The sequence below is a fragment of the Sphingomonas lenta genome, assembly GCF_002288825.1.
Classification (GTDB): domain Bacteria; phylum Pseudomonadota; class Alphaproteobacteria; order Sphingomonadales; family Sphingomonadaceae; genus Sphingomonas; species Sphingomonas lenta.
On sequence record NZ_NSLI01000003.1, the window covers coordinates 790141 to 814849 of the forward strand.

Consider the following 24709-nt stretch of genomic DNA (forward strand, 5'->3'; position numbering starts at 1 on the left):
AACACCGAAGACGGGACGGGTGCAGAGGGGTGCCCGGCCCGCATAGGACGATTTGATGACGAACGTGGATCCGGTCGGGGGTGGGGCTGCCGGGCCGATGAGTGTTGGCGAGACGCTGCGGGCCGCGCGCGAGGCGCAGGGGCTGAGCATCGACGACATCAGCACGCGCACCCGCGTGCCCGTCAGGCACCTGGAGGCGGTGGAGGCGAGCGACTTCAAGGCGCTGCCGTCGCCCACCTACGCGGTCGGCTTCTCGCGCGCCTATGCCCGCGCGGTGGGCCTGTCGGATTCGCAGATCGCCGCCCAGGTCCGCACCGAGGTCAACCGCATCGGCCCGCGCAAGCCCGAATACATGCCGCAGGAGGTCGCCGATCCGGCGCGCGTGCCGGGGCGGGGCATCGCGGTGGTCGCCGCCGGCCTGGCGCTCGCGCTCCTAGTGTTGGGCGCGCTCTGGTTCCTGAGCACGCGCTTCACGGGCGCCGAGGCCGACGGGGAGGGGACGACGCCCGCCAACGCCGTGGTCGCCGCCGTGCCCGCGGCGGCGACGCCCGCCGCTCCGCCGCCCGCGCAGACCGGCGGGCAGGTCAGCCTGGTCGCCACCGACGACGTGTGGCTGCGCGTCCACGACGACGCCGACCGGACGCTGTTCATCGGCAACATGAAGGCGGGCGACCGCTTCGACGTGCCGGCGACCGCCAACGATCCCAAGATCGACGTCGGCCGTCCCGACAAGCTGCAGGTGACGCTGAACGGCTCCAACGTGCCGCCGCTCGGCGACGGCTCGCGCCCGATCAAGGACGTGCGCGTCAGCGGCGCCGCGATCGCGCAGCGCCTGAACGCCGCGCCCGCGACCGGTCCGAGCCCCGCCGCCAGCGCGACGCCGGTCGCCGCCGCGGCGGCGACCGTGCCGCCCTTCTTCCGCCAGTCGGCGTCCGGGGGCGAGCCCAAGGCGCGCCAGCCCGTCCCGCCGCCCGCGCCGCGCCGACAGCTCAGCGAAACGCAGCGCGCCAACCTCGAGTCCGCCGCGCGCATCCGCCGCCAGCAGCGCGACCGCTGATCCGCTTCAGGCTGGCGACAGATCCTGCGTCCCAGCTATAGGACGCCCGTTAACCAGAGACACCGGGGGGTGTTGTTCATGCGTAATCTTCTCCTCGCCGCCTGTGCGGTCGTGCTCCTGCCGGCCGGCGCGTCCGCGCAACAGATCGAGGCGCGCGTCGGCAAGCTCGAGTCCGAGATGCGCGCCGTCCAGCGCAAGGTGTTCCCGGGCGGGGCCGGCCGGATCATCCAGCCCGACATCCAGCCCGCCGACGTGACGGGCGACACCGCGCCCGGCGTGCCCGCCACCGCGCCCATCGCCGACCTGACCGCGCGCGTGACGACGCTGGAGCAGCAGATCGCGACGCTCACCGGCCAGATCGAGCAGAACCAGTTCCGCGCCCGCCAGATCGACGAAGCGTTCCAGGCATATAAGCGCGCCACCGACGATCGGCTGCGCGCGCTGGAGACGCGTCCCGCCACGGTCCAGCCCCAGCCGCAACCCGCCTCGCCCGAGGACGAGGCGCTGGTCGCCCCGATCGAGGCCGCGCCCGCGCGCTCCGCGCCGCGCCCGACCGCCGCCGCGCCGCGACCCGTGACCACTGCCGCGGTGGAGCGCCCCGACACGGGCGACGCCGGCGAGGACGCGTACATGTACGGCTATCGCCTGTGGGAGGCGAAGGAGTATGCCGGCGCGGAAAGGGCGTTGAAGGAGGTGGTGGCGAAATACCCCAAGCACCGCCGCGCCAGCTACGCGCAGAATCTGCTCGGCCGCACCTATCTCGACCAGGGCAAGCCCTCGCTCGCGTCCATCGCGTTCTACGAGAACTACAAGAAGATGCCCGACGGCGAGCGCGCGCCGCACAGCCTATACTATCTCGCCCAGGCGCTGCAGACGCTCAAGAAGCCGCAGGACGCGTGCAAGGTCTATGGCGAGCTGACCGACGTTTACGGCGCCAAGATCGACGCGCGCATGAAGGCCGACATCGCCAAAGGCCGCGCCGCCGCCGAGTGCGGGGCGTGACCTTAACCCCTCTCCCCTCCGGGGAGAGGGACAAGGCGCTTTACCGCCGCGGGGAGAGGGGCAGGGCGCCGCCGTCCGGATACTGCCCCTCTCCCCTCGCCCGCTACGCGGTCTCGCCCCTCTCCCCCGAGGGGAGAGGGAGAATGAGAGAATGACCGACCCCGACGCCGCCCGCTTCCTGTCCGACCTTACCCGCGCGCTCGGCCGTGCGCCCGCGGGGGTGATCGGGCTCGCCGTGTCGGGCGGGCCCGACAGCATGGCGATGCTCGCGCTCGCGCACGAGGCGCTGGACGGCCGCGTGGCGGCGGCGACGGTGAACCACGGTCTCCGCCCCGAGGCGGACGAGGAGGCGGCGCTCGTCGCCGCGCGCTGCGCGGAGCTCGGCGTGCCGCACGCGACGCTCCGGCCCGAGGAGCCGATCACCGGCGGCAGCGTCCAGGCGCAGGCGCGCGAGCGGCGATATACGCTGCTCGGCCGCTGGGCCGCGGCGCAGGGCGCGGAAGCGGTGGCGACGGCGCACCACGCCGACGACCAGGCGGAGACCTTCCTGATGCGCGCCGCGCGTGGGTCCGGGCTGTCGGGCCTGGCCGGCGTGCGCGCCCGCGCGGTCATCGCGGGCGTGACCGTGGTCCGCCCGCTGCTCGACTGGCGGCGCGCGGAGCTGCGCGCCATCGCCCGGCGGCGCGAGATGCCGTTCGTCGACGACCCGTCCAACCAGGACCTGCGTTACGACCGCGCCCGCGCGCGCAAGCTCCTCGACGAGCATGAGTGGCTCGGCCCCGCCAACATCGCCCGCTCCGCCGCTTATCTTGCGGAGGCGGACGGCGACCTGCGCGCCACCGTCGACTGGCTCTGGGCGGCGCGCGCGACGGTCACGGGCGACGACGTGCGCGTCGACGCCGCCGAGCTGCCGCGCGAGGTGCGCCGCCGGCTCGCCCGCCGCGCGGTGGCGGTGGTGCGCGAGGCGGCGGGGATCGCCGAGCCCGAGTTCACCGATGCGACCAACGTCGAGGCGCTGCTCGACGGGCTGGAAGGCGGCAAGCGCGTGACGCAGTCTGGCGTGCTGGCGTCCGTGCGCGACGGCCGCTGGCGCCTGCGCCCCGCGCCGCCGCGAAAGAGCTGAAGGGGCTGTCCCGCACGCCGCGATCCGTGCTCCGCTGGCGTAATGACCGCCGGCTCTGAACTCTGCAATCGTCACCCCGGACATGGGACCCCAGCAAAGTAGTACTTTGCTGGGAGCCCCGTTCCGGGGTCCATCGTCGTCCGCGCACTCCGGCGGGATCGTGCGCACAGCGATGGATGCTGGAACAAGTCCGGCATGACGGGTGGGGGCGAGCAGCTCGCACGTCAACCCTACCGTCTAAACTTGTTCGACTTCGACCCAGTTGGGGCTCAGACTCCCCTTAATCTGTTCAGGTTCGCAGGCCTCCGGACCTCCCCTCTGGAGCCGTGCGACGAGCATGCGCCGAAGCGCCCGCGACCCGCGCCTGAAACATGCGGCGTTCCATTGCCATTAACCCTGGCTCGCCTACATTGTCGGCCATGAACGACGACAACAAGCAGCCTGCCCCCGGCTCCGACGGTAATGGGGGTGGCGGCGGCAATCCCTGGATGAAGAGCCTGCTCATCTGGGTGGGCATCCTCCTGTCCCTGGCGCTGTTCGTGACCATGTTCGACGGCCGGTCCTCGGCCGCGGGCGGGAACGCGATTCAGTATTCGTCCTTCCTCGACAAGGTCGACGAGGGCACGGTCAAGGACGTCACCATCTCGCGCGACGTGATCACGGGCACGCTGTCGTCCGGCGAGAAGTTCCGCACCGCGCCGGTGCAGGACCCGACGCTCATCGGCAAGCTGCGCGAGAAGGGCGTGAGCTTCACCGCCAAGGCGGAGGAGGGCCCGTCCATCTGGATGGTGCTGCTCTACCAGTCGCTCCCGTTCCTGCTCTTCCTTGGCATCGCCTTTTTCGTGCTGCGCCAGATGCAGAAGGGCGGCGGCGCGAACGGCGCGATGGGCTTCGGCAAGAGCCGCGCGAAGATGCTGACGCAGAAGGAAGGCCGCGTGACCTTCGACGACGTCGCCGGCATCGACGAGGCGCGCGAGGAGTTGCAGGAGGTCGTCGAGTTCCTGAAGGACCCGACCAAGTTCGCCCGCCTCGGCGGCAAGATCCCCAAGGGCGCGCTGCTCGTGGGCAGCCCGGGTACGGGTAAGACGCTGCTGGCGCGCGCCATCGCGGGCGAGGCGGGCGTGCCCTTCTTCACCATCTCGGGCTCCGATTTCGTCGAGATGTTCGTGGGCGTCGGCGCGAGCCGCGTGCGCGACATGTTCGAGCAAGCCAAGAAGTCCGCGCCGTGCATCGTCTTCATCGACGAGATCGACGCGGTCGGCCGGCACCGCGGCGCGGGGCTGGGCAATGGCAACGACGAGCGCGAGCAGACGCTGAACCAGCTGCTCGTCGAGATGGACGGCTTCGAGGCGAACGAGGGCATCATCATCGTCGCGGCGACCAACCGCCCCGACGTGCTCGACCCCGCGCTGCTGCGTCCGGGCCGCTTCGACCGCCAGGTCGTGGTGCCGCGGCCCGACATCGAGGGGCGTATCAAGATCCTCGAAGTGCACATGAAGAAGACGCCGCTCGCCCCCGACGTCGACGCCCGCGTGATCGCGCGCGGCACGCCGGGCTTCTCGGGCGCGGACCTCGCCAATCTCGTCAACGAGGCGGCGCTGATGGCCGCGCGCAAGGGCAAGCGCCTCGTCGCCATGTCCGAGTTCGAGGAGGCCAAGGACAAGGTCATGATGGGCGCCGAGCGTCGCTCCATGGTCATGACCGAAGACGAGAAGCGCATGACCGCCTATCACGAGGCGGGCCACGCGATCGTAGCGCTGCACGAGCCGGCGTCCGACCCGATCCACAAGGCAACCATCATCCCGCGCGGCCGCGCGTTGGGCATGGTGATGCGCCTGCCGGAGCGGGACAGCTACTCGTACCACCGCGACAAGATGTACGCGAACCTCGCGGTGTCGATGGGCGGTCGCGTCGCCGAGGAGCTGATCTTCGGTTACGACAAGGTGTCGTCGGGCGCGTCGGGCGACATCCAGTACGCGACCGGCCTGGCGCGCGATATGGTGACCCGCTGGGGCATGTCCGACAAGGTCGGCCCCGTCGAGTACGCGCAGCCCGAGGGCGAGAGCTTCCTCGGCTACTCGGCCTCGCAGCCCGTGCGCATGTCGAACAAGATGGCCGAGCTGATCGACGCGGAGATCAAGTCGATCGTCGAGGGCGGCCTGGACCGCGCGCGCCACGTGCTGACCGAGCATATCGACCAGCTCCACCTGCTCGCCGACGCGCTGCTCGAATATGAGACGCTGTCGGGCGACGACATCAAGAAGCTGATCGCGGGCGAAGGTCTGGACCGCGAGAGCCAGGGGCCGAAGGTCTCGATCCCGAAGGCGGGCACCAGCGTTCCCAAGACCCGCCGTCCGGGTCCGTTCGGCAACCCCGCTCCCGCGGGCGCCTGATCCGGGTTGACTTGTAGGAGACGGCCGGCTCCCTTCGCGGGGAGCCGGCCTTTTCTTTTCGCCGGACCGGGGAGGGTGCATGCGTAAGCTGTTGCTCGGGATCGCCGCGCTAGGCCTAGCCGCGCCGGCGAGTGCGGAAATGACGTTGGGTCAGTTCCTCGTCAAAGCGAACGCGCTCAAGGCCAAGGGGATGATGGCGGTCTTCTCCAAGGACCTGAAGCCCGTCATGGCCGAGATGAAGAGCGCGTCCGCGCAGCTCAAGACGGAGGGCGAGCGACGCAAGGCCGCCGGCCTGCCGATGCGCACCTGTCCGCCCAAGGGAACCACGATGACGTCGGACGAGCTGCTCGCGATGCTGAACGCGATCCCTCCGGCCGAGCGCGGCATCAGCCTGAAGGACGGGCTGGTGCGCGTGATGTCCGCGAAGTTCCCTTGCCGCTAGTCGAGCGTGCCCATCACCGCGAGCATGATCGTGAACAGCGTGGAGGTGAAGGTGGCGAAGACGATCATCCATCCCGTACGCCACAGCGCGCCTGCCCGCGTCAGTCGGTAGGCTCCTTTCAGCTGCTGATAGAGGTGGAAAGGCGGGATCAACATCGCCGCGCCGACCAGCAATCCGTCGGGCGCGCCGATCGCCGCGAGCAGCGACAGCACGACCACCAGGATCGACATGAACGACAGCGAGTAGGTCGCGAACACCGCATGATCGTACAGCCCCACGTCGCGGCGGAACGGGAAGAGCAGCCAAATGAACGGCAGAGAGATTGGGATCAGCGCCCAACTATATTTGTAGGCCGACGTTTTCATCTTGTACGCCAGGAGCTTGGGGTTTTCCTGCGCTTGGCGGACCCGCTGCTCCAGCCACGAATTGGCTTTGTCGGGGTCTGCCGCAGCGGCGTCGGGCGGTGGCAGGAAGCGCTGGGCGTTCAGGATGCGCTGCTCGTTCGCGCGAAGCTCGACGATGCGCTTCTCCAGCTTCGCGACGCGCTCGACGTCGGGCTGCGTCTTCCGACGTTCCTCCGTGAGGTCGTTCGAGTGGCGCTTGAGGGTCGCTTGCGTATTGAGCCGCTCCTCCGCGAGCTTGGCACGCGCTTCGTCGAAGTCGGCGCTCGCGATGGTCTTGTCCGCGTCGCCTGCGCCGAGGCCGGGGATGTTGGACATGACCGCGAACATGAGAAAGACGGAGAACAGGAACAGCGCCAGCGGCGACACGAACCGCGCCCGCTCGCCTGCGACGTAGCGGCGGGTCAGTTCGCCGGGCCGGAACGCCAGCATGGGCAGGGTACGCCAGATCTTGCCTTCGAAGTGGAGCACGCCGTGCGCGAGCTCGTGCCCGATCGCGCCGACGGTGCGGTGGACATGGCCCGACTGGCCGCATCGGTGGCAGTGCTCGCCGATCAGCTTGGTCCCGCAGTTGAGGCACAGCGCGCCGCCCGGCCCGTGCGCCTCGCCCGCGTGCGGCTCGACGGCGCGCGCCGTCAGCGCTCCCGTCATCATGTCGCCCGCCGCCGCGATCTCGCCCGACATGGCCTGCTCCCTGTTTTCCCCAGTAGCTTGTCTAACAGCGTCGCGCGGGCTCGGGAACCGTGAGGCGCGTCGGCCTTCTCGGCGGGTCGTTCAACCCGGCGCATCGCGGGCATCGGCGGATCACGCTGGGCGCGATCGCCAAGCTCGACTTGGACGAGGCGTGGTGGCTGGTGTCGCCGGGCAACCCGCTGAAAGCCGGCGCGTCCGACATGGCCCCGCTCGCCGCCCGGCTGGCGTCGGCCCGTCGCATGGCGCGGCGCGCGCCCATCCGCGCGACCGCGATCGAGACGGAACTGCGCACGCGCTATACGGTCGACACGATCCGCAAGCTCAAGCGCCGCCACCCGCGGACGCGCTTCGTCTGGCTCATGGGCGCGGACAATCTCGCCCAGTTCCACCGCTGGCGCGACTGGCGGGGGCTGGCGCGCGAAGTCGCGATTGCGGTGGTGGCGCGGCCGGGTTATGATGGCGACGCCCTCGCAGGTCCGGCGATGGGCTGGCTGCGGCGGTTCAGACGACCTGCACGCCAAGCGTCACAGTGGACCGAGTGGAGATTGCCGGCGCTCGTGCTGCTGCGCTTCCGCCCCGACCCGACCTCCGCCACATCGCTGCGCGCGGCCGATCCGGATTGGCATCGCCGGACCCGCGTCCGTTCACCCGAAAACTAGGAGCCCTCTTGCCCGCCACGCCACAAGCCGTCCGTTCGCCCGACCCCCAGGAGGTCGAGGCGCTGCATAGCGCCGTCCTCCAATCGCTGGAGGACGACCAGGCCGTCGACCTCCTGTCGATCCCGCTCGCGGGCAAGACGACCATCGCCGACCACATGGTCATCGCCAGCGGCCGCTCGACGCGTCAGGTGGCGTCGATGGCGACCAAGCTGGCCGAGAAGATCAAGGGCGAGTTCAATCGCATCGCGCGGGTGGAGGGGCTGCCGACGGCGGATTGGGTGCTGATCGACGCGGGCGACGTGATCGTGCACATCTTCCGGCCGGAAGTGCGCTCCTTCTATAATCTGGAGAAGATGTGGGCGTTCGGCGACGCCCCCCAAACTCCAGGTGGACCCGCGCCCGCCGCCCAAGCCTGACATGCTCCTCCACATCGTGGCGCGCGGACGGATCGGCCGCTCGCCCGAAGCGGAGCTGGTCGATCGTTACCTGAAACGCGTGACCTGGCCGGTGCGCGTGACCGAGTTGCCCGACACGGGCGGCAAGCTTCCGCCCGAGCCGCCCCAGTGCCGCCGCGTGGTGCTGGACGAGAAGGGCGACGCGCTCGGCTCCGTCGACTTGGCGCGTCGGCTGGAACGCTGGCGCGACGAGGGGGTGCGGGAGGCGCGCTTCCTGCTCGGCGCGGCGGACGGGTTCGACGACGCGACGCGGGACGGCGCGGATCTGCTCCTCTCTTTCGGGCGCGCGACCTGGCCGCACCTGCTCGCCCGCGCCATGCTCGCCGAGCAGCTGTTCCGCGCCACCAGCATCCTTGCCAACCACCCCTATCACCGCGAGGGTTGAGTCCGTGGGGACAGGCAAGGTCATCGGAATGGCGGCGGCGCTCGCTCTGGCGGGCAGCGTCGGCGCGCAGGCGCCCGACCTCGCAAGTCAGCAGCGCCGGCTGGCCGACGCCAAGCGCGAGGCCGCCGCCGCCGATGCGAGGGCGGAGGCGCTCGCCCGTTCGGCGCAAGCCGAGAAGGACGCCGCCGCCCGCGCCGCCGCCGACGAGCGCGCGCTCGCGGCGCGGGTCGCGGCCGCGCAAGCCGAGCTCCGGGCGGCGCAGGCGCGGGTGGCCGTGGTCGATGACCTGCTCCGGGCGCAGCGCGCGCGGCTGAGCGAGGTGCAGGCCCCCGCCGCGCGGCTGCTCGCGGCGCTGCAGTCGATGGCGCGACGACCCGCGATCGCCGCCGTAGCGCAGCCGGGATCGGTGGACGATCTGGTGCACCTGCGCGCGGTGCTCGGCGGCGCGCTGCCCGTGGTGGAGGCGCGCGCGGCAACTGTGCGCGATGAGGTGGCGCGCACGCGACGGTTGCAGGAAGGCGCGGCGCTGGCCGCGCGCGCACTGCGCGACGCGCGGGGGCGGCTGGAGGCGGACCGAGTCGCGCTCGCCCAAGCCGAAGCGCGGCACCGGGCGCGGGCGCAGGTGCTGGGACGCGGCGCGCTGAGCGAGTCGGACCGCGCATTGGCGCTGGGCGAGCAGGCGCGCGACATCGTCGACCGACTGGCGGCGCAGGGCGAGGCGCAGGTGACGGGCAAGGCGCTCGCCGCGCTGCCCGCCCCATCGCCGCGTCCGGTCGCCTCGCCCGCGCCGGAGGGGATGGCGGGCGGCGCATATCGGCTGCCCGTCGCGGGACGGCTGGTGACCGGTTTCGAGGCGGTCTCGTCCGCGGGCGTGCGGTCGCGCGGCCTGACATTCGCGGTCAGGCCCGGAACGATGGCGACAGCCCCCGCGGCAGGGGTGGTGCGTTACGCCCGGCCGTATCGCGGCTACGGGACCGTGGTGGTGATCGACCATGGTGAGGGCTGGTCCACGACGCTGATCGGGCTTGGCCGGGCCGCCGTAAAGGCCGGTGCGCAGGTGGCGGCGGGCGCGCCCGTCGGGCAGGCGCCTGCGGGGGATCAGCCGGAGGTGACGGTGGAGCTGCGCCGCCGCGGTCGCCCGGTCGACATCGTCGCGCTGCTCTAGGCCGGTCAGCCCCCGTTCACGCCCGTCCATTGATAGCGTCGGCGGATGCGCTAAGTTGTGCGGCATCCCAAGCGAACCCAGGATCATCCATGCCCCGTCCGTTCCTCACCGCCACCGCGATCGTCGGCGCGCTGACCCTGGTGCCGGTCGCGACCTCCGCGATGGCCGCCGTGGACACCGAGACCTATCGCGAGTTCGACCAGTTCCTCGAGGTCTTCAACCGCGTGAAGGCCGATTACGTTGATAAGGTCGACGACAAGACGCTGATCAAGGGCGCGATCGCGGGCATGCTCCAGTCGCTCGACCCGCATTCGAGCTACGTCGACGCGCTCGACTTCGACAATCTGCGCATCCAGACCGAAGGCAATTACGGCGGTCTGGGGCTTACCGTCTCGATGGAGGACGGCGCCGTCAAGGTGATCGCGCCGCAGGAGGACACGCCCGCCGACCGCGCCGGCATCAAGGCGGGCGACTACATTACGCACATCGACGGCAAGCTGATCTTCGGCGCGTCGCTCGACGAGGCGATCACGCAGATGAGGGGCCAGCCGGGCACCAAGATCGCGCTGACGCTGGTGCGCCCGGGCCGCGACAAGCCGCTGGACGTGACGATGAACCGCGAGGTCATCATCCAGAAGCCTGTTAAATGGGAGCTGAAGGGTGACGTCGGCTATATCAACATCAACACCTTCTCCGAGGCGACGGGCGCGGACACGCGCGCGGCGATGATGGCGATCGAGAAGGCGCTGGGCCGGCGTCCGCTGGGCTATGTCGTCGACCTGCGCGATAATGGCGGCGGGCTGCTGTCGCAGTCGATCGAGGTCGCCGACGTGTTCCTCGAGCGCGGCGAAATCGTGTCGCAGCGCGGGCGCGAGAAGACCGACATCGAGCGCTACTTCGCCAAGCCGGGCGACATGGCCCGCGGTGCGCCGGTGATCGTGCTGGTGGACGCAGGGACTGCGTCGGCGTCCGAGATCGTCGCGGGCGCGCTGCAGGACCACCATCGCGCGATCGTCATGGGCGACCGCACCTTCGGCAAGGGATCGGTGCAGACGCTGCTGCCGCTGGGGCCGCAGACCGCGCTCCGGCTGACCACCGCGCGCTACTATACGCCGGCGGGCAAGTCGGTGCAGGAAGGTGGGATCGAGCCCGACATCCGCGTGCCGCAGATCTCCGACCCCGACTACAAGTCGCGCCCCGTCTTCCGCGAAGCCGACCTTCGCCGCCACCTGATCAACGAGATCAAGGCGGACAACAAGGTGTTGGAGGAGGACGCGAAGGAGGACCCGCGCTTCAGCCAGTCGGCTGACGACCTGAAGAAGCAGGGCGTGGAGGATTTCCAGCTCCACTATGCGCTGAAGACGATCGCGCGGCTGGGCGGACCGGCGCAGGTCGCGGCGGCGACGCGGCCCAAGCCTCCGGCCGCAGCCACGAAGTGAGACACGAGGCGATCGCGCCGGCCCGCACGGGCGAGGCGGGGCGGTCGCTCCAGCTCGCCCGCGCGCTGGCGCTGCTGCTGCCCGCCGCGCTGCTCGCGGGCGCCTGGGGCTCGCAGCTGATCGGTGGGCTGCATCCGTGCGAGATGTGCCACTGGCAGCGCTGGCCGCACTACGCCGCGCTCGCGCCCGCGGCGCTAGCGTTTGCGATCCAAGGTCGCGCGCGCGTGCTGCTGATCGGGGCTGCGGCGATGCTGATCGCGGTGTCCGGCGCGATCGGCGTGTTCCACGCGGGCGTCGAATATGGCTGGTGGCAGGGGATCACCGGCTGCACCTCCACGATCGACTTGTCGGCGGGCGCGAGCGCGGAAGATCGGCTGCGCGCGATCCTGAACGCGCCGATCAACCGCTGCGATCGGGCGCCCTGGACCTTGGCGGGCGTGTCGCTAGCGGGGTTCAACGCCATCTTCTCGCTGGGGGGCGCCCTCACCATCTTCTGCTTGCTGACCAGGAGGGCTCGATGACCAAACCCGGCGACCGCCGCGTCGACACCGATTCGATGATCCGCGTCGATCAGGCGGGTGAATATGGCGCGACGCGCATCTACCAGGGGCAGCTCGCGGTGCTGGGCGACCGGCATCCCTTCTCGCGCGCCATCCACCACATGGCGGAGCAGGAGGAGCGGCACCGCGCCTTTTTCGACCGCGTGATCGTCGAGCGCGGGGTGAGGCCGACGGCATTACAGCCCTTCTGGAACGTGGCGGGCTTCGCGCTCGGCGCGGTCACCGCGGCGATCGGGCCGCGCGCGGCGATGGCCTGCACGGCGGCGGTCGAGACAGAGATCGACAAGCACTACGCCGAGCAGCTGCGCGAGCTAGGCGACAGCGACCCGGAGCTGTCGGACGCCATCGCCCGGTTCCAGGCGGAGGAGCTGGAGCATCGCGACCACGCCATCGCCGCGGGCGCGGAGACGACGTTCGGCTATCCGGTGTTAAGCGGGCTGATACGGTTGGGCTGCAAGGTCGCGATCGCGGCCGCCAAGAGGATCTGAGGGGAATGGGTATGACGCGTTTGCTCCTTGCCGCCTTGCTGGTGGCCAGCCCCGCCGCGGGCCAGGACGTGGCGCTGCCGGGCGCGGAGCGACCCAGGACGGCGGTCGACGGTCCGGGCGAGGTCTCGCGCGAGGCGCCGGTGAACGGCGTGCTCGTGCTCTACGGCAACCAGCGCTGTCCGACCGACAGCAGCGGCAACGAGGTGGTCGTCTGCGTCCGCCGCTCCGCGCAGGAGCAGTTCCGTGTGCCCAAGGAGCTCCGCGAGTTCCAGATCACGCCGCAGAACGAGGCCTGGGCGGCGCGGGCGCAGGGCTCGCTGGAAGCGGGTGCGGCCGGGATCGGCACCTGCTCGGCGGTGGGCCTGGGCGGGGCGACGGGCTGCCTGAACCAGCGCGTGCGCGAGTCGCGGCGCGAGAACGCCGAGCGCGAGGCGGAGCGGCGCCGGCAGCCGCGATAATCGCTATCCTCCCCGAGATAAGCTCGGGGAGGAGTTTAGAGCTGTTCCCTCACTGCGCCGTCGCGGCCGCAGCGGCGGGCTTGTCGGTGCGGTAGCGGTCGAACCAGGCGAGGATCGCCGCCGCCTTGGCCGCGCTCTGCGAGGGACGGGCGGTGAGGCTGCCATGGCCCGCGCCCGGCACGGTCACGAGCGCGGTGGGCACGCCGCGGATCTGGAGCGCGGCGTAATATTGTTCGGACTCGCTGACGGGCGTGCGGTAGTCGTTCGCGCCGACGACGACCAAGGTCGGCGTCTTGACGTTGCCGACGAGCGACAGGGGCGAGCGGTTCCAGTAGCTCATCGGGTCTTCCCAGGGCTGCTTGGCGAACCAGTAGCGCGACGTGAACCCGGTATTGTCCATGGTCAGCGCCTCGCTGATCCAGTTGATCACGGGCTTCTGCGTCGCCGCGGCGCGGAACCGGTCGGTCTTGCCGATGATCCAGCTCGTCAGCACGCCGCCGCCCGAGCCGCCGGTGACGAACAGGTTGTTCGGATCGGCTACGCCAGCGGCGATCGCGGCGTCCACCGCGGCGATGAGGTCGTCGTAATCCTCGGACGGGTAGTTCTTGTCGATGAGGTTGGCGAAGTCCGAGCCGTAGGAAGTGGACCCGCGCGGGTTGGTGTAGAGCACGGCGTAGCCGCCCGCGGCGTAGAGCTGGTTATCGGTCGAGAAGGTCGGGCCGTAGGCGGTGTGCGGGCCGCCGTGGATCTCGAGGATCAGCGGCACGCGCATGCCCTCGCGGTAGTTCGGCGGCAGGATCAGCCAGGAGTCGACCTTGCGGCCGTCCTTGGCAGTGACGGCGAGCGGGCGGAGCTGGCCCATCACCTTTGAGCCGAGCGTTGTCTCGTTCAGGCGGGTGAGCTGGCGGCCGTCGACCCAGAGGTCGGCGGGTCGGGTCGCGCCGCCGCCGGTGTAGGCCACGCGGCCCGTATCGGAGACGGTGAAGGTACCGCCCGTGTAGGGCCGGTCGAGCCCGCCACCGGCGAGGCCGTCGGCGACTTTGGTAATCCGCCCGTCGAGCGACACCCGAGCGACCTGCTTCTTCGCCTGGTCGTCGAAGGAGACGTAGAGGCTGCGCCCGTCGCGGCTCCAGGCGACCTGGTCGATGTCGCGGTCGAGGGCGGCGGTGAGCGGGCGGACGCCGCTGCCGTCGCGGTTCATGACGTAGAGCTGGGTGGGCGTGTAGCTGCGGCGCTTGTCGTCAAAGCCGAGATACGCGATCCGCTGGCCGTCGGGCGAGAGCGTGGGCGAATGGTCGGGACCATAGCGCTTAGTGAGCTGGGTCAGCTGGCCGCTGGTCACGTCGACCGAGAACACGTCCGAGTCGGCGGGCTCGCGCTCCCAGTCGGGGCGGCGCACGGCGCTGAACAGGACCGATCGGCCGTCGCGCGTCCAGCTGATCGGGCCGGCGTCGTCGAAGGAGCCGAACGTGACCTGGCGCGGCGCGCCGCCGTCCGAGGCGACCACGAACAGGTGGTCGTAGCCGGGCTTGACGTAGCCGTTCGCGTCCGAGCGGTAGCTGACGCGGTCCATGACGGTGAGCGGATCGGCCCATTTCGCGCCTTCCGGCTTCTTGAGCGGTGCCCCCAATTTCATTGGCTCGCCGGGGACGCGCATGAGATAGGCGATCCGGCGGCCGTCGGGCGACCAGGCGATCTCCGACGGGCTGTCGGGCAGGCCGGTGATGCGCGCGACCTCGCCCCCGTTCATCCAGCGGACGTGGAGCTGCGGCGGCTGACCCTCCGGCGCGGAGACATAGGCGAGGCGACGGCCGTCGGGCGACCAGCGCGGGCTCGAATGCGAGCCGGGGCCGGCGGCGACCGGCTGCTGCGCTCCAGTGGCGACGTCGACCAGCCAGATCGTCGGGCGCATGCGGTCGGTCATCACGTCGCCCGAGCGGCGGACATAGGCGACGGTGCGGCCGTCCGGGCTGATCTGCGGATCGCTCGCCTGCTCCAGGTCGAACAGGTCGGCGCCGGTGAAGACGCGCGTGGGTGCCTGTTGATCCTGGGCGAGCGCGGGCAGCGGCGCGAGGGCCAGGAGCAAGGCGAGCGTGAGGCGTGGCATCAGGAGTCCCCTTTCTTTTCCCCAGCGTCGCCGGGATCGGCGGGAGAGGCAAGAGGGACTGTCCTCGCGTTAGCTTCGCACACTTCGCGCCCGTTCGGACATTGCGTTGCGTCGGCCGGCAACTTTCTTGCGCGGCGGCATGGTCGCGACCGTCGGCTGCGGGCGTGGTTCGGGTCGACGATGTGAAAGAGCGAATCGAACGCTAGCTCGGCGAAAGCTTGTAGGACAGCGGTTTCGGCGCGTCGCTCCGTCGCTAGCGCGCGATGTCCTCGGCGGCTTCGCCGATCGCTGCGTAGATGCGGTCGAGGTCGGCGTCGTCGATGCAATAGGGCGGCATGACGTAGACGGTGTTGCCCAAGGGGCGGAGCAGCAGGTCGGCGTCGCGGAAGCGGGCGAGGAGGCGGGGGGCGAGGTCGGAGAGATAGCCGCCCTGCGCATCCTCCAAGTCGACGGCGGCGATGGTGCCGAGCGCGCGGGGGTTGCGGACGCCGGGCAGGGTCGCGAGCCCGTCCAGGCGCTCGCGCTGACGGCAGGCGAGGTCGGCGACGCGGTCGAGGACGGGCTCGTCGCGCCAGACCTCCAGGTTCGCGACCGCCGCGGCGCAGGCGATCGGGTTGGCGGTGTAGCTGGACGAGTGGAAGAACATGCGCGCGCGATCGGTGGACAGGTGCGCGTCGTAGATCGGCTCGGTCGCCATCGTCACCGCGAGCGGCAGGCTGCCGCCGGTCAGGCCCTTGGACAGGCAGAGGAGGTCGGGCGTGACGCCGGCCTGCTCGCAGGCGAGCAGCGTGCCGGTGCGGCCCCAGCCGGTCATGACCTCGTCGGCGATGAAGAGCACGCCGTGGCGTTCGCAGACGGCGCGCATCTCCGCGAGGAGGCGGGGCGGGTAGGTGAGCATGCCGCCCGCGCCGAGGATCAGCGGCTCGACGATGAAGGCGGCGGGGTGATCTTGGGCCGCGGCCTCAAGCGCGTCCAGCGTCGCCTGGCCGTCGCCGTGCGGGAACGGGATCACGCCCACGTCGAACAGGAGCGGCGCGTAGGGTGCGTTGAACACGCCGCGCGCGCCGACCGACATCGCGCCGATCGTGTCGCCGTGATAGCTGTGCTCGAGCACGAGGATGCGGTGGCGGGGCTCGTTGCGGTTGGCCCAGTAGCCCAGCGCCATCTTGAGCGCGACCTCGACGCTGGTGGAGCCGGAGTCGGAGAAGAAGACGTAGGCTAGCGTCTCGGGCATGATCCGGCGGAGGCCGCGGGCGAGCCTTTCGGCGGGCTCGTGCGTCCAGCCGGCGAAGATGATCTGGTCGAGCCTGGCTGCCTGCTCGGCAATGGCGGCGCTGATGCGGGGGTGGCGGTGGCCGTGCGTGGTCACCCACCAGCTGGAGATGGCGTCGACGACGCGGCGGCCGTCGGCGGTGTGGAGCGCCGCGCCCTCGGCGTGGGTGACAAGCGGGATCGGCTCGGCCAGACCGTGCTGAGTGAAGGGGTGCCAGACGGGGGAGGTCACGCGAAGTCCTCGCGGCGGAAGTTTCCGTCGAAGGCGGCGGCGAGCGTGTCGGGGGTGAGCGGGTCCAGGCGCGGCAGGCGGCCGAGGCGCTTCACCCGGCCGATGCGGGCGATCGTAGCCTCGCTGTCCTCTTGCGCGTCGCCGACGAAGGCGACGCCCAGGATAGGCACGCCGCGGGTGCGGAGCGCTTCGACGGTGAGCAGGCTGTGGTTGATCGTGCCGAGCACAGTGCGGGCGACGATCACAGCGGGGAGCCACCAGCGCGCGAACAGGTCGGCGTAGAGCAGGTCGGGGGTGACGGGCACGAGCGCGCCGCCGGCTCCCTCCACAATGAGCGGGCGGACGGAGGGCAGGTCGAGGCGGGCGGGGTCGATGATGACGCCGTCGAGCTCGGCGGCGCGATGCGGGGAGAGCGGGGCGGTGAGGCGGTAGGTTTCGGGGAGGATGCGGTCGCTCGGGATGCTCGCGAGCTGCGCGACGCGGTCGGCGTCGGTGCCGTCGGCCAAGCCGGACTGGACGGGCTTCCAGTAATAAGCCCCGAGCGCGGCGGTGAGGGCGGCGGCGAAGACGGTCTTGCCGACGTCGGTGTCGGTACCGGTGACGACGAGCGCGGTCATGCGAGCGCGTCCGCCAGCGCGTCGATGTCGGCCTCGGTCACGTTCAGCGTGAGCGAGAGACGCAAGCGCGCGGTGCCGGGCGGCACGGTGGGCGGGCGAATGCCGCGGACGTCGAAACCGGCGGCTTGCAGCGCCTCGGCCGCCTGCATGGTGCGGGCGTCGTCGCCGAGGATGAGCGGCAGGATCTGCGAGCCGGTGGGGGTGACGCCGTGCGGAGCCAGGGCGCGCTCGGCGTGCGCGATCAGCGCGCGGAGGCGGGTGCGGCGTTCGGGCTCGTCCTCTAGGATGCGTAAGGACTCGCGCACGGCGGCGGCCATGAGCGGGGAAGGAGCAGTGGAGAAGATGAAGGGGCGGGCACGGTTGATCAGGAAATCGCGCACGACCTTGGGGCCGCAGACGAGCGCGCCTTCGCCGCCCAGCGCCTTGCCGCAGGTGTGGAGCGTGATCACGTCCTCGCGGCCCTGGAGATGCGCGACGAGGCCGCGGCCGTGTGCGCCGAAGACGCCGGTGGCGTGCGCCTCGTCGATCAGCAGCACCGCGCCGCGGCGCTCGGCGACGGCGAGGAGGTCGTCCAGCGGCGCGCGGTCGCCGTCCATGCTGTAGAGGCTCTCGACGGCGATCCAGGCGTCGCCCGTCCCGCCGCCGCGCCGCCAGCGGGCGAGGGCGTCGTCGAACGCCTGGGCGTCGTTGTGCGCGGCGGCGACGGCTTGCGCGCGCGACAGGCGCATGCCCTCGTGCGCGCTGGCGTGGACGAGGGCGTCGTGGACGACGAGGTCGCCGCGCTGGGGCAGGGTGGCGAGAAGCGCTGCATTGGCGGCGTAGCCGCTGCCGAACCAGAGCGCGGCTTCAGCGCCGAAGAAGCGGGCGGCTTCGGCTTCGAGCGCCTGGTGCTCGGGGTGGTTGCCGCGAAGCAGGCGGGAGCCGCCGGAACCGACGGGCACGCCGCGGGCGAGCGCGTCGCGGATCGCATCGGCGAGGCGGGGCGAGCCGGCCAGGCCGAGATAGTCGTTCGACGAGAAATCGACGCCCGCGCGGGGCCGGAGCGCGCGGGCGCGGTGGCGCGCCTCCAGGTCCCGGAGGTCGGCGTGCTGGCGGGCGAAGGAGAGGGGCGCGGTTGGGGCTCGGGCGGCCATGAGCGCGGGCCGTGGCGGCTTTCGCGATGGGGCGCAAGTGGATGGGGAGTTATAGCATCTATCCGTTCGCCCTGAGTTTGTCGAAGGGCTGTTCTTCTTTGCTTCGGTGGTAGGAAGAGCGGTGCTTCGACAAGCTCAGCACGAACGGAAAGGGGAGAACCGGGCGGTCAAGGTCGGGCTGTTCCTGCTCGTATGGTTCTCCTGCGCCTGGTTCGGGTCGTGGGAGGGCAATCCCAACAACGCGGTCAGGCTGTTCGCGGCGGTGAGCCTGGTCGAAGACGGCGACGCAACGATTGACGAGTTCGCGGAGCTGACGATCGACAAGGCGCGGTTTGGCGAGCACTTCTATTCCGACAAGGTGCCGGGGATGACGCTAGCCGCGCTGCCCGCGGTGGCGCTGATGCGCGTTGCGACGGGCGAGCGATCGGCGGGGCTGCCCAAGCATTGGGGGTCGGCGGAGCTATGGCGGTTCATGGCCGCGCGGCAATGGCTGGCGGTGGCGATGGGGCCGGCGCTGCTGACCGCGCTCGCCGCGGTGCTGCTGTTCGATCTGGGCGCGGGCGCGACCGGGAGCCGCGGGGCGGGGCTGATGGCGGCGCTGGCCTATGCGCTGGGATCGCCGATCTGGGGGTGGTCGGCGACCTTGTTCGGGCACGCGGCGGTGGCGGCGCTGTTCGTGGTCGTGCTGTGGGCGGTGTGGCGGGGGACCGCCCGCGAGACGCGGCCGGGGCTGGCGGCGCTGGCGGGTGCGGCGCTCGGATGGGCGGTGGTGGTCGAGCATCAGGCGGTGATCGCCGGGTCGGCGGTCGCGGTCTGGGCGCTCGTGCGGGTGTGGCGCAGGCCGGAGCGGTGGCGGCTGATCGGGTTGGCGGTCGCGGGAGGTGCTGCGGCGGCGCTGCCGTTCCTGCTCTACAACCTCGTGGCGTTCGGGACGGTGTTCCGGCTGGGCTATCAGGGCGTGGTCGGCTGGGAGGGGATGGACCAGGGGCTGTTCGGGCTGACCCGGCCGTCGGGCGAAGTGCTCTGGGAGATCCTGTTCGGGTCGCGGCGCGGGCTGCTCTGGGTCGCGCCGGTGCTGGCGATGGGCGTGTTCGGGCTGGTCGAGCTGGCTGGGCGACGCGGAGCGCGCGGGCTGGCGGTGACGGCGGGCGCAGTGGCGCTGATCGTGCTGCTGGTGAACGCGTCCTACTTCTACTGGGACGGCGGCAACTCGACGGGGCCGCGGCACGCGATGCCGGCGGCGGGGATGCTGGGCTTGGGCGTGGGTGCGCTGTGGGCGTCGCTCGGGCGGGCGTGGGAGCGCGGGCTGCTGCTGGCGGTGCTGGGCGTGTCGGTGGCGCTCAACCTCGTAATCGCGAGCGCGGACGTGATGGCGCCGCCCGAGTTCGCCTGGCCGGTGAAGGAGGTCGTGTGGGACCAGCGCTTCTCGCAGGGGCAGCTGCGCACATTCCCGAGCGAGTTCCTGGGCTGGTCGGTTTGGGCGGGGTTGGCGGTGTATGTCGCCGTGGCGCTGCTGATGGTGGGTTGGCTCGTTTGGCGCGTCTCCTCCAGCCGTTCGCCCTGAGCTTGTCGAAGGGCTGTTCTTCTTGGCGCCGGTGGTAAGAAGGACGGTGCTTCGACAAGCTCAGCACGAACGGAACAGGGGAGACGAGCGATGGACGAACTCAGGGTCGCGTTTCTGCTGTTTCCCAACGTCACGCAGCTCGACCTGACGGGGCCGGCGCAGGTGCTGTCGCGGCTGGGGAACGCCCGGATCGACCTCGTGTGGCGCGACGCCAAGCCGGTGGCGACGGACGCGGGTTTCTCCATCCTGCCGACGGCGACGTTCGCCGACGTGCCCGCCGCCGACATCCTGTGCGTGCCGGGCGGGATCGGGGTAGCGGACGTCATCGCCGACGATGAGGCGATCGGCTGGGTGGAGCGCGTCGGACGCGACGCACGGTGGGTCACCAGCGTGTGCACGGGATCGCTGATCCTGGGCGGGGCGGGGCTGCTCCAGGGCTACAGGGCGGCGACGCACTGGGCGTGGATGGACATGCTGCCGCTGTTCGGCGCGGAGCCGGTGGCGGAGCGCGTCGTGGTGGACCGCAACCGGGTGACGGGGGGCGGCGTGACCGCCGGCATAGACTTCGCACTGACGCTGATGGCGCAGGTGCGCGGCGAGGCGCATGCGCGGTTGGTGCAGCTGAGCCTCGAATACAATCCGCAGCCGCCGTTCGACTCAGGCTCGCCCGAGCGCGCGGGCGAGGAGCTGGTGGCGCAGTACCGGCGGCGCGCGCACCGGATCGCGCCGAACCGCGAGGCGGAGCTCAGGGCCGCCGCGGATCGACGGGGTCGGGCTGGGCCAGGATCGCGCGGTTCTTCTTGATGCCGTTCACCCGGTGCCAGATGTAGAAGGCGATCGCCGCGGCGCCCAGCACGCCGATGACGATGTGCGCCTGGTGGAACGCCTCCTTGAGGCGCGGGTCGCTGTTCCACTTCTCGCCCAGCTCGCGCCCGACCCAGGCGAGGCCGAAGCAGAAGGGCCAGGAGCCGATGAAGGTGTAGACGTGGAACGGCACGAGCGGCATCCGCGCCACGCCCGCCGGAAAGGCGATGAAGGTGCGGATCACGGGCAAGAGCCGGCCGACCAGCACCGCCCAGGAGCCCCAGCGCGCGAAGAAGCGCTCGGCGGCGTCGACCTCGTCCAGGCCGACCAGGAAATACTTGCCCCAGCGCGCCACGAAGGGGCGGCCGCCGTACTTGCCGGCCGCATAGGCGAACACGGAGCCGACGTTGCAGCCGAACGCGCCCGCGGTGGCGGCGAGGTAGATGTTGAACTCGCCCGTCGAGACCAGATAGCCGGCCAAGGGCATGATGATCTCGGAGGGCAATGGGATGCAGGCGCTCTCGATCGCCATGAGTATCACGACGCCGAGGTAGCCGCCCGCACGGATGACCGCGACGCAGAACGCGACGAGCGCGGCGATGATGCTTTCGATCATGGGCCCGGCGATTGGGGCAGGGTTCCGCCCCCGTCAATCGGAACCGCCCGTCGTGCAGAACGGTTGGGCGCGGGATATGGCGGATATGCAACTGAACGACGGCCGCTCGATGCCCCGGCTCGGGCTCGGCACCTACCAGATCCCCGACAGCCAGGCGCCAGCGATCGTCAGGCACGGGCTCGACGTCGGATACCGGCTGATCGACACGGCCGCGATCTACCATAACGAGCGCGGCGTCGGCGAAGGGCTGCGCGCCGACGAGGACGCGTTCGTCACGACTAAGCTGTGGAACGACCGGCACGAGGACGCGGAGGCGGCGCTCGACGAGAGCCTGATGCTCCTGGGCTTGGAAGCGGTCGACCTGTACCTGATCCACTGGCCGCGGCCGTCGGGCGAGAGCTATCTCACCGCTTGGGAGTCGCTGGTGCGGCTGCGCGAGGCAGGCAAGGTCAGGTCGATCGGCGTATCGAACTTCATGCCCGAGCATTTGGACCGCTGCTCGGCGGCGACGGGCGTCACGCCGGCGGTCAACCAGATCGAGCTTCACCCGCGCTTCCAGCAGCGGAGCTTGCGCGAGTATCACGACGCGCACGGGATCGTGACGCAGAGCTGGTCGCCGCTCGGGCAGGGCGGCGACATCCTCCAGGACGCGACGGTGCTGCGCGTCGCGGAGAAGCACGGCGCGACGGCGGGGCAGGCCATCCTGGCGTGGCACCTCCATCATGGCTTCTCCGTAATTCCGAAATCGGCCGATCCCGACCGTTTGGCGCAGAACTTCAAGGCGATCGAGCTCAAGTTGGACGAGGAGGACGTGGCGGCGCTGGACGGGCTCGACTCTCCGCAAGGGCGGATCGGGCCGGACCCGAGGCGCTTCGGATGAGGGTCGCGCAGGTCGCCGAGCCCGACGATTTCGAGGGCTGGCGCGACGCGGCGCGGGCGCTGGCGGCGGAGGGCGTGCCGCCCGACCAGGTGATCTGGCAGGTGGGCGACCAGCCCGTCGACCTGTTCGTGGGCCAGGCGGAGGCGCGCACTTCGACGCCCGCGGCGAGCCCCGGCTTCTCCGTGCCGCGCGCGTTCATCGACTTGGCGCGCGACGTGGTGCTGGCGGACGATCCCGAGCGCTTCTCCTTGCTCTACACGGCGCTCTGCCGACTGCGGGGCGAGCCCAAGCTGATGGAGGACGGGGCGGACCCGCTGCTCCGGCGGCTCGACGTCATCGCCAAGGGCGTGCGGCGCGACATCCACAAGATGCGCGCCTTCGTTCGTTTCCGCGAGATCACGGACAAGGACGGGTCGCGCTACGTCGCTTTCTTCGAGCCCGAGCACCACATCGTGCGCGCCAACGCGGCGTTCTTCGTCAACCGCTTCGCATCGATGCGCTGGTCGATCCTGACGCCCGAGCTGTCGCTGCACTGGGACGGCCAGACGCTGTGCGAAGGGCCGGGCGCGAGCCGCGCCGACGCGCCGGAGGGCGATCCGGTCGAGGAGGTCTGGAAGACCTATTACCGCAGCATCTTCAACCCGGCGCGCGTCAAGGTAGGCGCGATGCTGCGCGAGATGCCCAAGAAATACTGGCGGAACATGCCCGAGACCGCGCTCGTGCCCGAGCTGCTGGCGGGGGCGCAGGCGCGGGAGAGCGGTATGATCGAGACGGCGAGGGCAGCGGAGATCGGCGACAACGCCCAGGCCGCGTGGGAAGCGCTCCGCGAGGAGGCGCGCGGCTGCACGCGCTGCCACCTCTACAAGCACGCCACGCAGACGGTGTTCGGCGAAGGGCCGGTGGGCGCCACCATGATGTTCGTGGGCGAGCAGCCGGGCGACCAGGAGGACCTGGCCGGGCGGCCCTTCGTCGGTCCCGCAGGCCAGATGTTCAACCGCGCGCTCGACGAGGCGGGGATCGACCGGACGGAGGCCTACGTCACCAATGCGGTGAAGCACTTCAAGTTCGAGGCGCGCGGCAAGCGGCGCATCCACGCCAAGCCCGACACGGGCGAGATCAACGCGTGCCGCTGGTGGATCGAGCAGGAGCAGATGCTGCTCCGCCCGCGCGTGACGGTGGCGCTGGGCGCGACGGCGGCCAGGTCGCTGTTCGGCCGCACGGTGACGATCGGCAAGGAGCGCGGGCGGCCGCTGGAGCTGCCCGGCGGCGGCGAAGCGTGGATCACCGTGCACCCGAGCTACCTCCTGCGCCTGCCCGACCCCGCGATGGCCGAGGTGGAGTTCGGGCGGTTCGTGGAGGACCTGAAAGCGGCGCACCGCGTGCTGGAGGGGGTCGTGGGCGAGGCGAAGTGAGGTTTGCGTGAAGGTGGACGCGTCGGCACGGATGTTGGAGCGTGCCGATGGAGCCAAGTGACTGAGCTTGCTCGACTGTTCGCGGCGACTTGGACGACTTTTACACGGGGCGTCGAGTCGTTCGCGCTTTTTCGCGACGGAGAAGGCGCAGTTTGCGACTAAGCTGTTGATTCCGTGTCGATCGTGAGTTTGACGCCTTTGGACGCCACCCTCCCTCGCAATGCCGGATTTGGTCACGCATCCTGCTTTCCTCTCCGACGCCGGAAAAAAAAGCGAGACCCTGGCTCAAGGCCGGGATGACGGGCAGGGGCTGTGCGGTCACGAACTAGGTTGGATCACATTCGTGCGCTGTAGGACAGCGGCTTTCGGCGTACTCGCCTCCGATTCGTTGCGAGTATGACCCCTCTCCCGCGAAAGCGGGAGAGGGGAGGGAGAAGCGGAGCTAGGTCGCGGCGCATGCGGCCCGTTCACCGGCGGGTCGGGCCGGTTTATAGCGACCGCATGTACCGTCCCCGCCGCTCCGTCCTGTTCCTGCCCGCCTCCAACCCGCGCGCGATCGAGAAGGCGCGATCGCTCGCTTGCGACGTCGTCGTGCTCGATTTGGAAGACGCGGTCGCGCCTGAGGCGAAGCGGGAAGCGCGGATCGCGGCCGTGGAGGCGGCGCGGGCGGGCGGGTTCGGGGGGCGCGAGCTTGTGGTGCGGGCGAACGGGCTGGATACGGCGTGGGGCGCGGACGACCTCGCGGCGCTGGCCGACGCGCCTGTCGACGCGGTGCTCGTCCCCAAGGTGTCGAGGGCGGAGGAGGTCGCGCGCGCGCGGGCGGCGGTGGCCAAGCCGGTCTGGGCGATGATCGAGACGTGCCGGGCCCTGCTTGCTCTGCGCGAGATCGTCGAGGCGGGGCCGGCCGCGCTCGTCGCCGGGACGAACGACCTGTCCAAGGAGATGCGCTGCCGGCCGGGGGCGGACCGTGCGCCGCTCGTGCCGCTGCTCGCGCAGATCATCGTGGCGGCGCGGGCGGCGGGGCTGGCGGCGATCGACGGCGTGTCGAACGCGATCGACGATCCGGCCGCGGTCGAGCGGGAGGCGATGCAGGGGCTCCAACTCGGGTTCGACGGCAAGTCGCTGATCCACCCGAGCCAGATCGATCCCGCCAACCGGGTGTTCACCCCGAGCGCGGACGAGGTCGCCTGGGCGGAGACCGTGGCGGCCGCGTTCGCGCTGCCGGAGAACGCCGGGCGCGGCGCGATCCGGGTGGAGGGCAGGATGGTCGAGCTTCTGCACCTGGAGGAGGCGCGGCGCGTGCTGGCGGTGGCGGGATCGAAGCTCGGCTGAGCTCGTTCCGGCCCTGTCAC

24 protein-coding genes are annotated in these 24709 nt (G+C 70.9%); 18 read left to right on the forward strand and 6 right to left on the reverse strand.

Annotation, left to right across the window (positions count from 1 at the left end; translation table 11 throughout):
* Window positions 1-55: 55 nt before the first annotated feature.
* The 5 genes from CKY28_RS11045 (at window position 56) to CKY28_RS11065 (ending at window position 6017) form a co-directional block, all read left to right on the forward strand.
* The gene (locus CKY28_RS11045; protein ID WP_245841786.1) at window positions 56-1057 is read left to right on the forward strand and encodes a helix-turn-helix domain-containing protein; all 1002 of its coding nucleotides are present in this window, start codon (window positions 56-58) and stop codon (window positions 1055-1057) included.
* A 78-nt stretch (window positions 1058-1135) separates the two neighbouring features.
* Window positions 1136-2059, forward strand: coding sequence for a tol-pal system YbgF family protein (locus tag CKY28_RS11050; protein ID WP_095998358.1), 924 nt, complete (start codon window positions 1136-1138; stop codon window positions 2057-2059).
* Between the two features lie 151 nt (window positions 2060-2210).
* Window positions 2211-3182 (forward strand): tRNA lysidine(34) synthetase TilS, encoded by a 972-nt coding sequence (gene tilS / locus CKY28_RS11055; protein WP_095998359.1) that lies wholly within the window; start codon window positions 2211-2213, stop codon window positions 3180-3182.
* Between the two features lie 419 nt (window positions 3183-3601).
* Window positions 3602-5575 carry an ATP-dependent zinc metalloprotease FtsH gene (ftsH, locus tag CKY28_RS11060; RefSeq protein WP_095998360.1) on the forward strand — a complete coding sequence of 658 codons (1974 nt, stop codon included), beginning with the start codon at window positions 3602-3604 and terminating at the stop codon, window positions 5573-5575.
* A gap of 79 nt (window positions 5576-5654) precedes the next feature.
* Window positions 5655-6017, forward strand: a complete 363-nt coding sequence (locus tag CKY28_RS11065; protein WP_095998361.1) for a hypothetical protein — start codon at window positions 5655-5657, stop codon at window positions 6015-6017.
* On the opposite strand, the gene CKY28_RS11070 is transcribed toward CKY28_RS11065, so the two are convergent.
* Window positions 6014-7102 carry a DUF3667 domain-containing protein gene (locus tag CKY28_RS11070; protein WP_095998362.1) on the reverse strand — a complete coding sequence of 363 codons (1089 nt, stop codon included), beginning with the start codon at window positions 7100-7102 and terminating at the stop codon, window positions 6014-6016. The genes CKY28_RS11065 and CKY28_RS11070 overlap by 4 nt on opposite strands.
* A gap of 59 nt (window positions 7103-7161) precedes the next feature.
* Here CKY28_RS11070 and CKY28_RS11075 point away from each other — a divergent pair, with 59 nt between their 5' ends.
* From CKY28_RS11075 to CKY28_RS11110, 8 genes are all read left to right on the forward strand, one after another.
* Window positions 7162-7770 carry a nicotinate-nucleotide adenylyltransferase gene (locus tag CKY28_RS11075; protein WP_095998363.1) on the forward strand — a complete coding sequence of 203 codons (609 nt, stop codon included), beginning with the start codon at window positions 7162-7164 and terminating at the stop codon, window positions 7768-7770.
* A gap of 8 nt (window positions 7771-7778) precedes the next feature.
* Window positions 7779-8186 (forward strand): ribosome silencing factor, encoded by a 408-nt coding sequence (gene rsfS, locus CKY28_RS11080; protein WP_095998364.1) that lies wholly within the window; start codon window positions 7779-7781, stop codon window positions 8184-8186.
* A 1-nt stretch (window position 8187) separates the two neighbouring features.
* On the forward strand, window positions 8188-8610 hold the full coding sequence (locus CKY28_RS11085; protein WP_095998621.1) for a 23S rRNA (pseudouridine(1915)-N(3))-methyltransferase RlmH: 423 nt from the start codon (window positions 8188-8190) through the stop codon (window positions 8608-8610).
* A gap of 28 nt (window positions 8611-8638) precedes the next feature.
* A complete protein-coding gene (locus CKY28_RS11090) occupies window positions 8639-9775 on the forward strand; it encodes a murein hydrolase activator EnvC family protein (protein WP_095998365.1) in 1137 nt (378 codons plus the stop codon).
* 89 nt (window positions 9776-9864) lie between these two features.
* Window positions 9865-11214 carry a S41 family peptidase gene (locus CKY28_RS11095; RefSeq protein WP_095998366.1) on the forward strand — a complete coding sequence of 450 codons (1350 nt, stop codon included), beginning with the start codon at window positions 9865-9867 and terminating at the stop codon, window positions 11212-11214.
* Complete coding sequence (locus tag CKY28_RS11100) at window positions 11211-11735, forward strand: disulfide bond formation protein B (protein ID WP_245841787.1); 525 nt, start codon at window positions 11211-11213, stop codon at window positions 11733-11735. The genes CKY28_RS11095 and CKY28_RS11100 overlap by 4 nt, the downstream gene beginning before the upstream one ends.
* On the forward strand, window positions 11732-12262 hold the full coding sequence (locus CKY28_RS11105; RefSeq protein ID WP_095998367.1) for a demethoxyubiquinone hydroxylase family protein: 531 nt from the start codon (window positions 11732-11734) through the stop codon (window positions 12260-12262). The genes CKY28_RS11100 and CKY28_RS11105 overlap by 4 nt, the downstream gene beginning before the upstream one ends.
* A gap of 11 nt (window positions 12263-12273) precedes the next feature.
* On the forward strand, window positions 12274-12720 hold the full coding sequence (locus CKY28_RS11110) for a hypothetical protein (RefSeq protein ID WP_095998368.1): 447 nt from the start codon (window positions 12274-12276) through the stop codon (window positions 12718-12720).
* A gap of 49 nt (window positions 12721-12769) precedes the next feature.
* Here the strand turns inward: CKY28_RS11110 and CKY28_RS11115 are convergent, their stop codons facing one another.
* From CKY28_RS11115 to CKY28_RS11130, 4 genes are all read right to left on the reverse strand, one after another.
* Window positions 12770-14827 (reverse strand): alpha/beta hydrolase family protein, encoded by a 2058-nt coding sequence (locus CKY28_RS11115; protein ID WP_095998369.1) that lies wholly within the window; start codon window positions 14825-14827, stop codon window positions 12770-12772.
* Window positions 14828-15080: 253 nt separating this feature from the next.
* Complete coding sequence (locus CKY28_RS11120; protein WP_095998370.1) at window positions 15081-16331, reverse strand: adenosylmethionine--8-amino-7-oxononanoate transaminase; 1251 nt, start codon at window positions 16329-16331, stop codon at window positions 15081-15083.
* The gene (gene bioD, locus CKY28_RS11125; RefSeq protein WP_095998371.1) at window positions 16328-16948 is read right to left on the reverse strand and encodes a dethiobiotin synthase; all 621 of its coding nucleotides are present in this window, start codon (window positions 16946-16948) and stop codon (window positions 16328-16330) included. The genes CKY28_RS11120 and bioD overlap by 4 nt, the downstream gene beginning before the upstream one ends.
* The gene (locus CKY28_RS11130; RefSeq protein ID WP_095998372.1) at window positions 16945-18081 is read right to left on the reverse strand and encodes an 8-amino-7-oxononanoate synthase; all 1137 of its coding nucleotides are present in this window, start codon (window positions 18079-18081) and stop codon (window positions 16945-16947) included. The genes bioD and CKY28_RS11130 overlap by 4 nt, the downstream gene beginning before the upstream one ends.
* Before the next feature lie 121 nt (window positions 18082-18202).
* Here CKY28_RS11130 and CKY28_RS11135 point away from each other — a divergent pair, with 121 nt between their 5' ends.
* Complete coding sequence (locus tag CKY28_RS11135) at window positions 18203-19645, forward strand: hypothetical protein (RefSeq protein ID WP_095998373.1); 1443 nt, start codon at window positions 18203-18205, stop codon at window positions 19643-19645.
* A gap of 90 nt (window positions 19646-19735) precedes the next feature.
* Entirely contained in the window at window positions 19736-20449 is a 714-nt protein-coding gene (locus CKY28_RS11140; RefSeq protein WP_095998374.1) for a DJ-1/PfpI family protein, read from the forward strand.
* On the opposite strand, the gene CKY28_RS11145 is transcribed toward CKY28_RS11140, so the two are convergent.
* Window positions 20391-21065: a DedA family protein gene (locus CKY28_RS11145; protein ID WP_095998375.1), complete on the reverse strand. Its 675-nt coding sequence runs from the start codon at window positions 21063-21065 to the stop codon at window positions 20391-20393. The two genes, CKY28_RS11140 and CKY28_RS11145, sit on opposite strands and share 59 nt — an antisense overlap.
* 85 nt (window positions 21066-21150) lie before the next feature.
* On the opposite strand from CKY28_RS11145, the gene CKY28_RS11150 reads away from it, so the two are divergent.
* From CKY28_RS11150 to CKY28_RS11160, 3 genes are all read left to right on the forward strand, one after another.
* The gene (locus tag CKY28_RS11150) at window positions 21151-21945 is read left to right on the forward strand and encodes an aldo/keto reductase (protein WP_245841788.1); all 795 of its coding nucleotides are present in this window, start codon (window positions 21151-21153) and stop codon (window positions 21943-21945) included.
* Window positions 21942-23357, forward strand: a complete 1416-nt coding sequence (locus CKY28_RS11155) for a UdgX family uracil-DNA binding protein (RefSeq protein ID WP_095998377.1) — start codon at window positions 21942-21944, stop codon at window positions 23355-23357. The genes CKY28_RS11150 and CKY28_RS11155 overlap by 4 nt, the downstream gene beginning before the upstream one ends.
* Window positions 23358-23858: 501 nt before the next feature.
* Complete coding sequence (locus tag CKY28_RS11160) at window positions 23859-24689, forward strand: HpcH/HpaI aldolase/citrate lyase family protein (protein WP_095998378.1); 831 nt, start codon at window positions 23859-23861, stop codon at window positions 24687-24689.
* The last annotated feature ends 20 nt before the right edge of the window (window positions 24690-24709 follow it).

Excerpts from the sequence above, each read along its gene's own strand:
- CKY28_RS11050 (WP_095998358.1), top strand. The coding sequence starts at position 1,136 with ATGCGTAATCTTCTCCTCGCCGCCTGTGCGGTCGTGCTCCTGCCGGCC.
- CKY28_RS11145 (WP_095998375.1), bottom strand. The coding sequence starts at position 21,065 with ATGATCGAAAGCATCATCGCCGCGCTCGTCGCGTTCTGCGTCGCGGTC.
- CKY28_RS11150 (WP_245841788.1), top strand. The coding sequence starts at position 21,151 with ATGCAACTGAACGACGGCCGCTCGATGCCCCGGCTCGGGCTCGGCACC.
- tilS (WP_095998359.1), top strand. The coding sequence starts at position 2,211 with ATGACCGACCCCGACGCCGCCCGCTTCCTGTCCGACCTTACCCGCGCG.
- CKY28_RS11045 (WP_245841786.1), top strand. The coding sequence starts at position 56 with ATGACGAACGTGGATCCGGTCGGGGGTGGGGCTGCCGGGCCGATGAGT.
- CKY28_RS11160 (WP_095998378.1), top strand. The coding sequence starts at position 23,859 with ATGTACCGTCCCCGCCGCTCCGTCCTGTTCCTGCCCGCCTCCAACCCG.
- CKY28_RS11155 (WP_095998377.1), top strand. The coding sequence starts at position 21,942 with ATGAGGGTCGCGCAGGTCGCCGAGCCCGACGATTTCGAGGGCTGGCGC.
- bioD (WP_095998371.1), bottom strand. The coding sequence starts at position 16,948 with ATGACCGCGCTCGTCGTCACCGGTACCGACACCGACGTCGGCAAGACC.
- CKY28_RS11105 (WP_095998367.1), top strand. The coding sequence starts at position 11,732 with ATGACCAAACCCGGCGACCGCCGCGTCGACACCGATTCGATGATCCGC.
- CKY28_RS11115 (WP_095998369.1), bottom strand. The coding sequence starts at position 14,827 with ATGCCACGCCTCACGCTCGCCTTGCTCCTGGCCCTCGCGCCGCTGCCC.
- CKY28_RS11090 (WP_095998365.1), top strand. The coding sequence starts at position 8,639 with ATGGCGGCGGCGCTCGCTCTGGCGGGCAGCGTCGGCGCGCAGGCGCCC.
- CKY28_RS11140 (WP_095998374.1), top strand. The coding sequence starts at position 19,736 with ATGGACGAACTCAGGGTCGCGTTTCTGCTGTTTCCCAACGTCACGCAG.
- CKY28_RS11095 (WP_095998366.1), top strand. The coding sequence starts at position 9,865 with ATGCCCCGTCCGTTCCTCACCGCCACCGCGATCGTCGGCGCGCTGACC.
- CKY28_RS11070 (WP_095998362.1), bottom strand. The coding sequence starts at position 7,102 with ATGTCGGGCGAGATCGCGGCGGCGGGCGACATGATGACGGGAGCGCTG.
- CKY28_RS11085 (WP_095998621.1), top strand. The coding sequence starts at position 8,188 with ATGCTCCTCCACATCGTGGCGCGCGGACGGATCGGCCGCTCGCCCGAA.
- CKY28_RS11130 (WP_095998372.1), bottom strand. The coding sequence starts at position 18,081 with ATGGCCGCCCGAGCCCCAACCGCGCCCCTCTCCTTCGCCCGCCAGCAC.
- CKY28_RS11110 (WP_095998368.1), top strand. The coding sequence starts at position 12,274 with ATGACGCGTTTGCTCCTTGCCGCCTTGCTGGTGGCCAGCCCCGCCGCG.
- CKY28_RS11065 (WP_095998361.1), top strand. The coding sequence starts at position 5,655 with ATGCGTAAGCTGTTGCTCGGGATCGCCGCGCTAGGCCTAGCCGCGCCG.
- ftsH (WP_095998360.1), top strand. The coding sequence starts at position 3,602 with ATGAACGACGACAACAAGCAGCCTGCCCCCGGCTCCGACGGTAATGGG.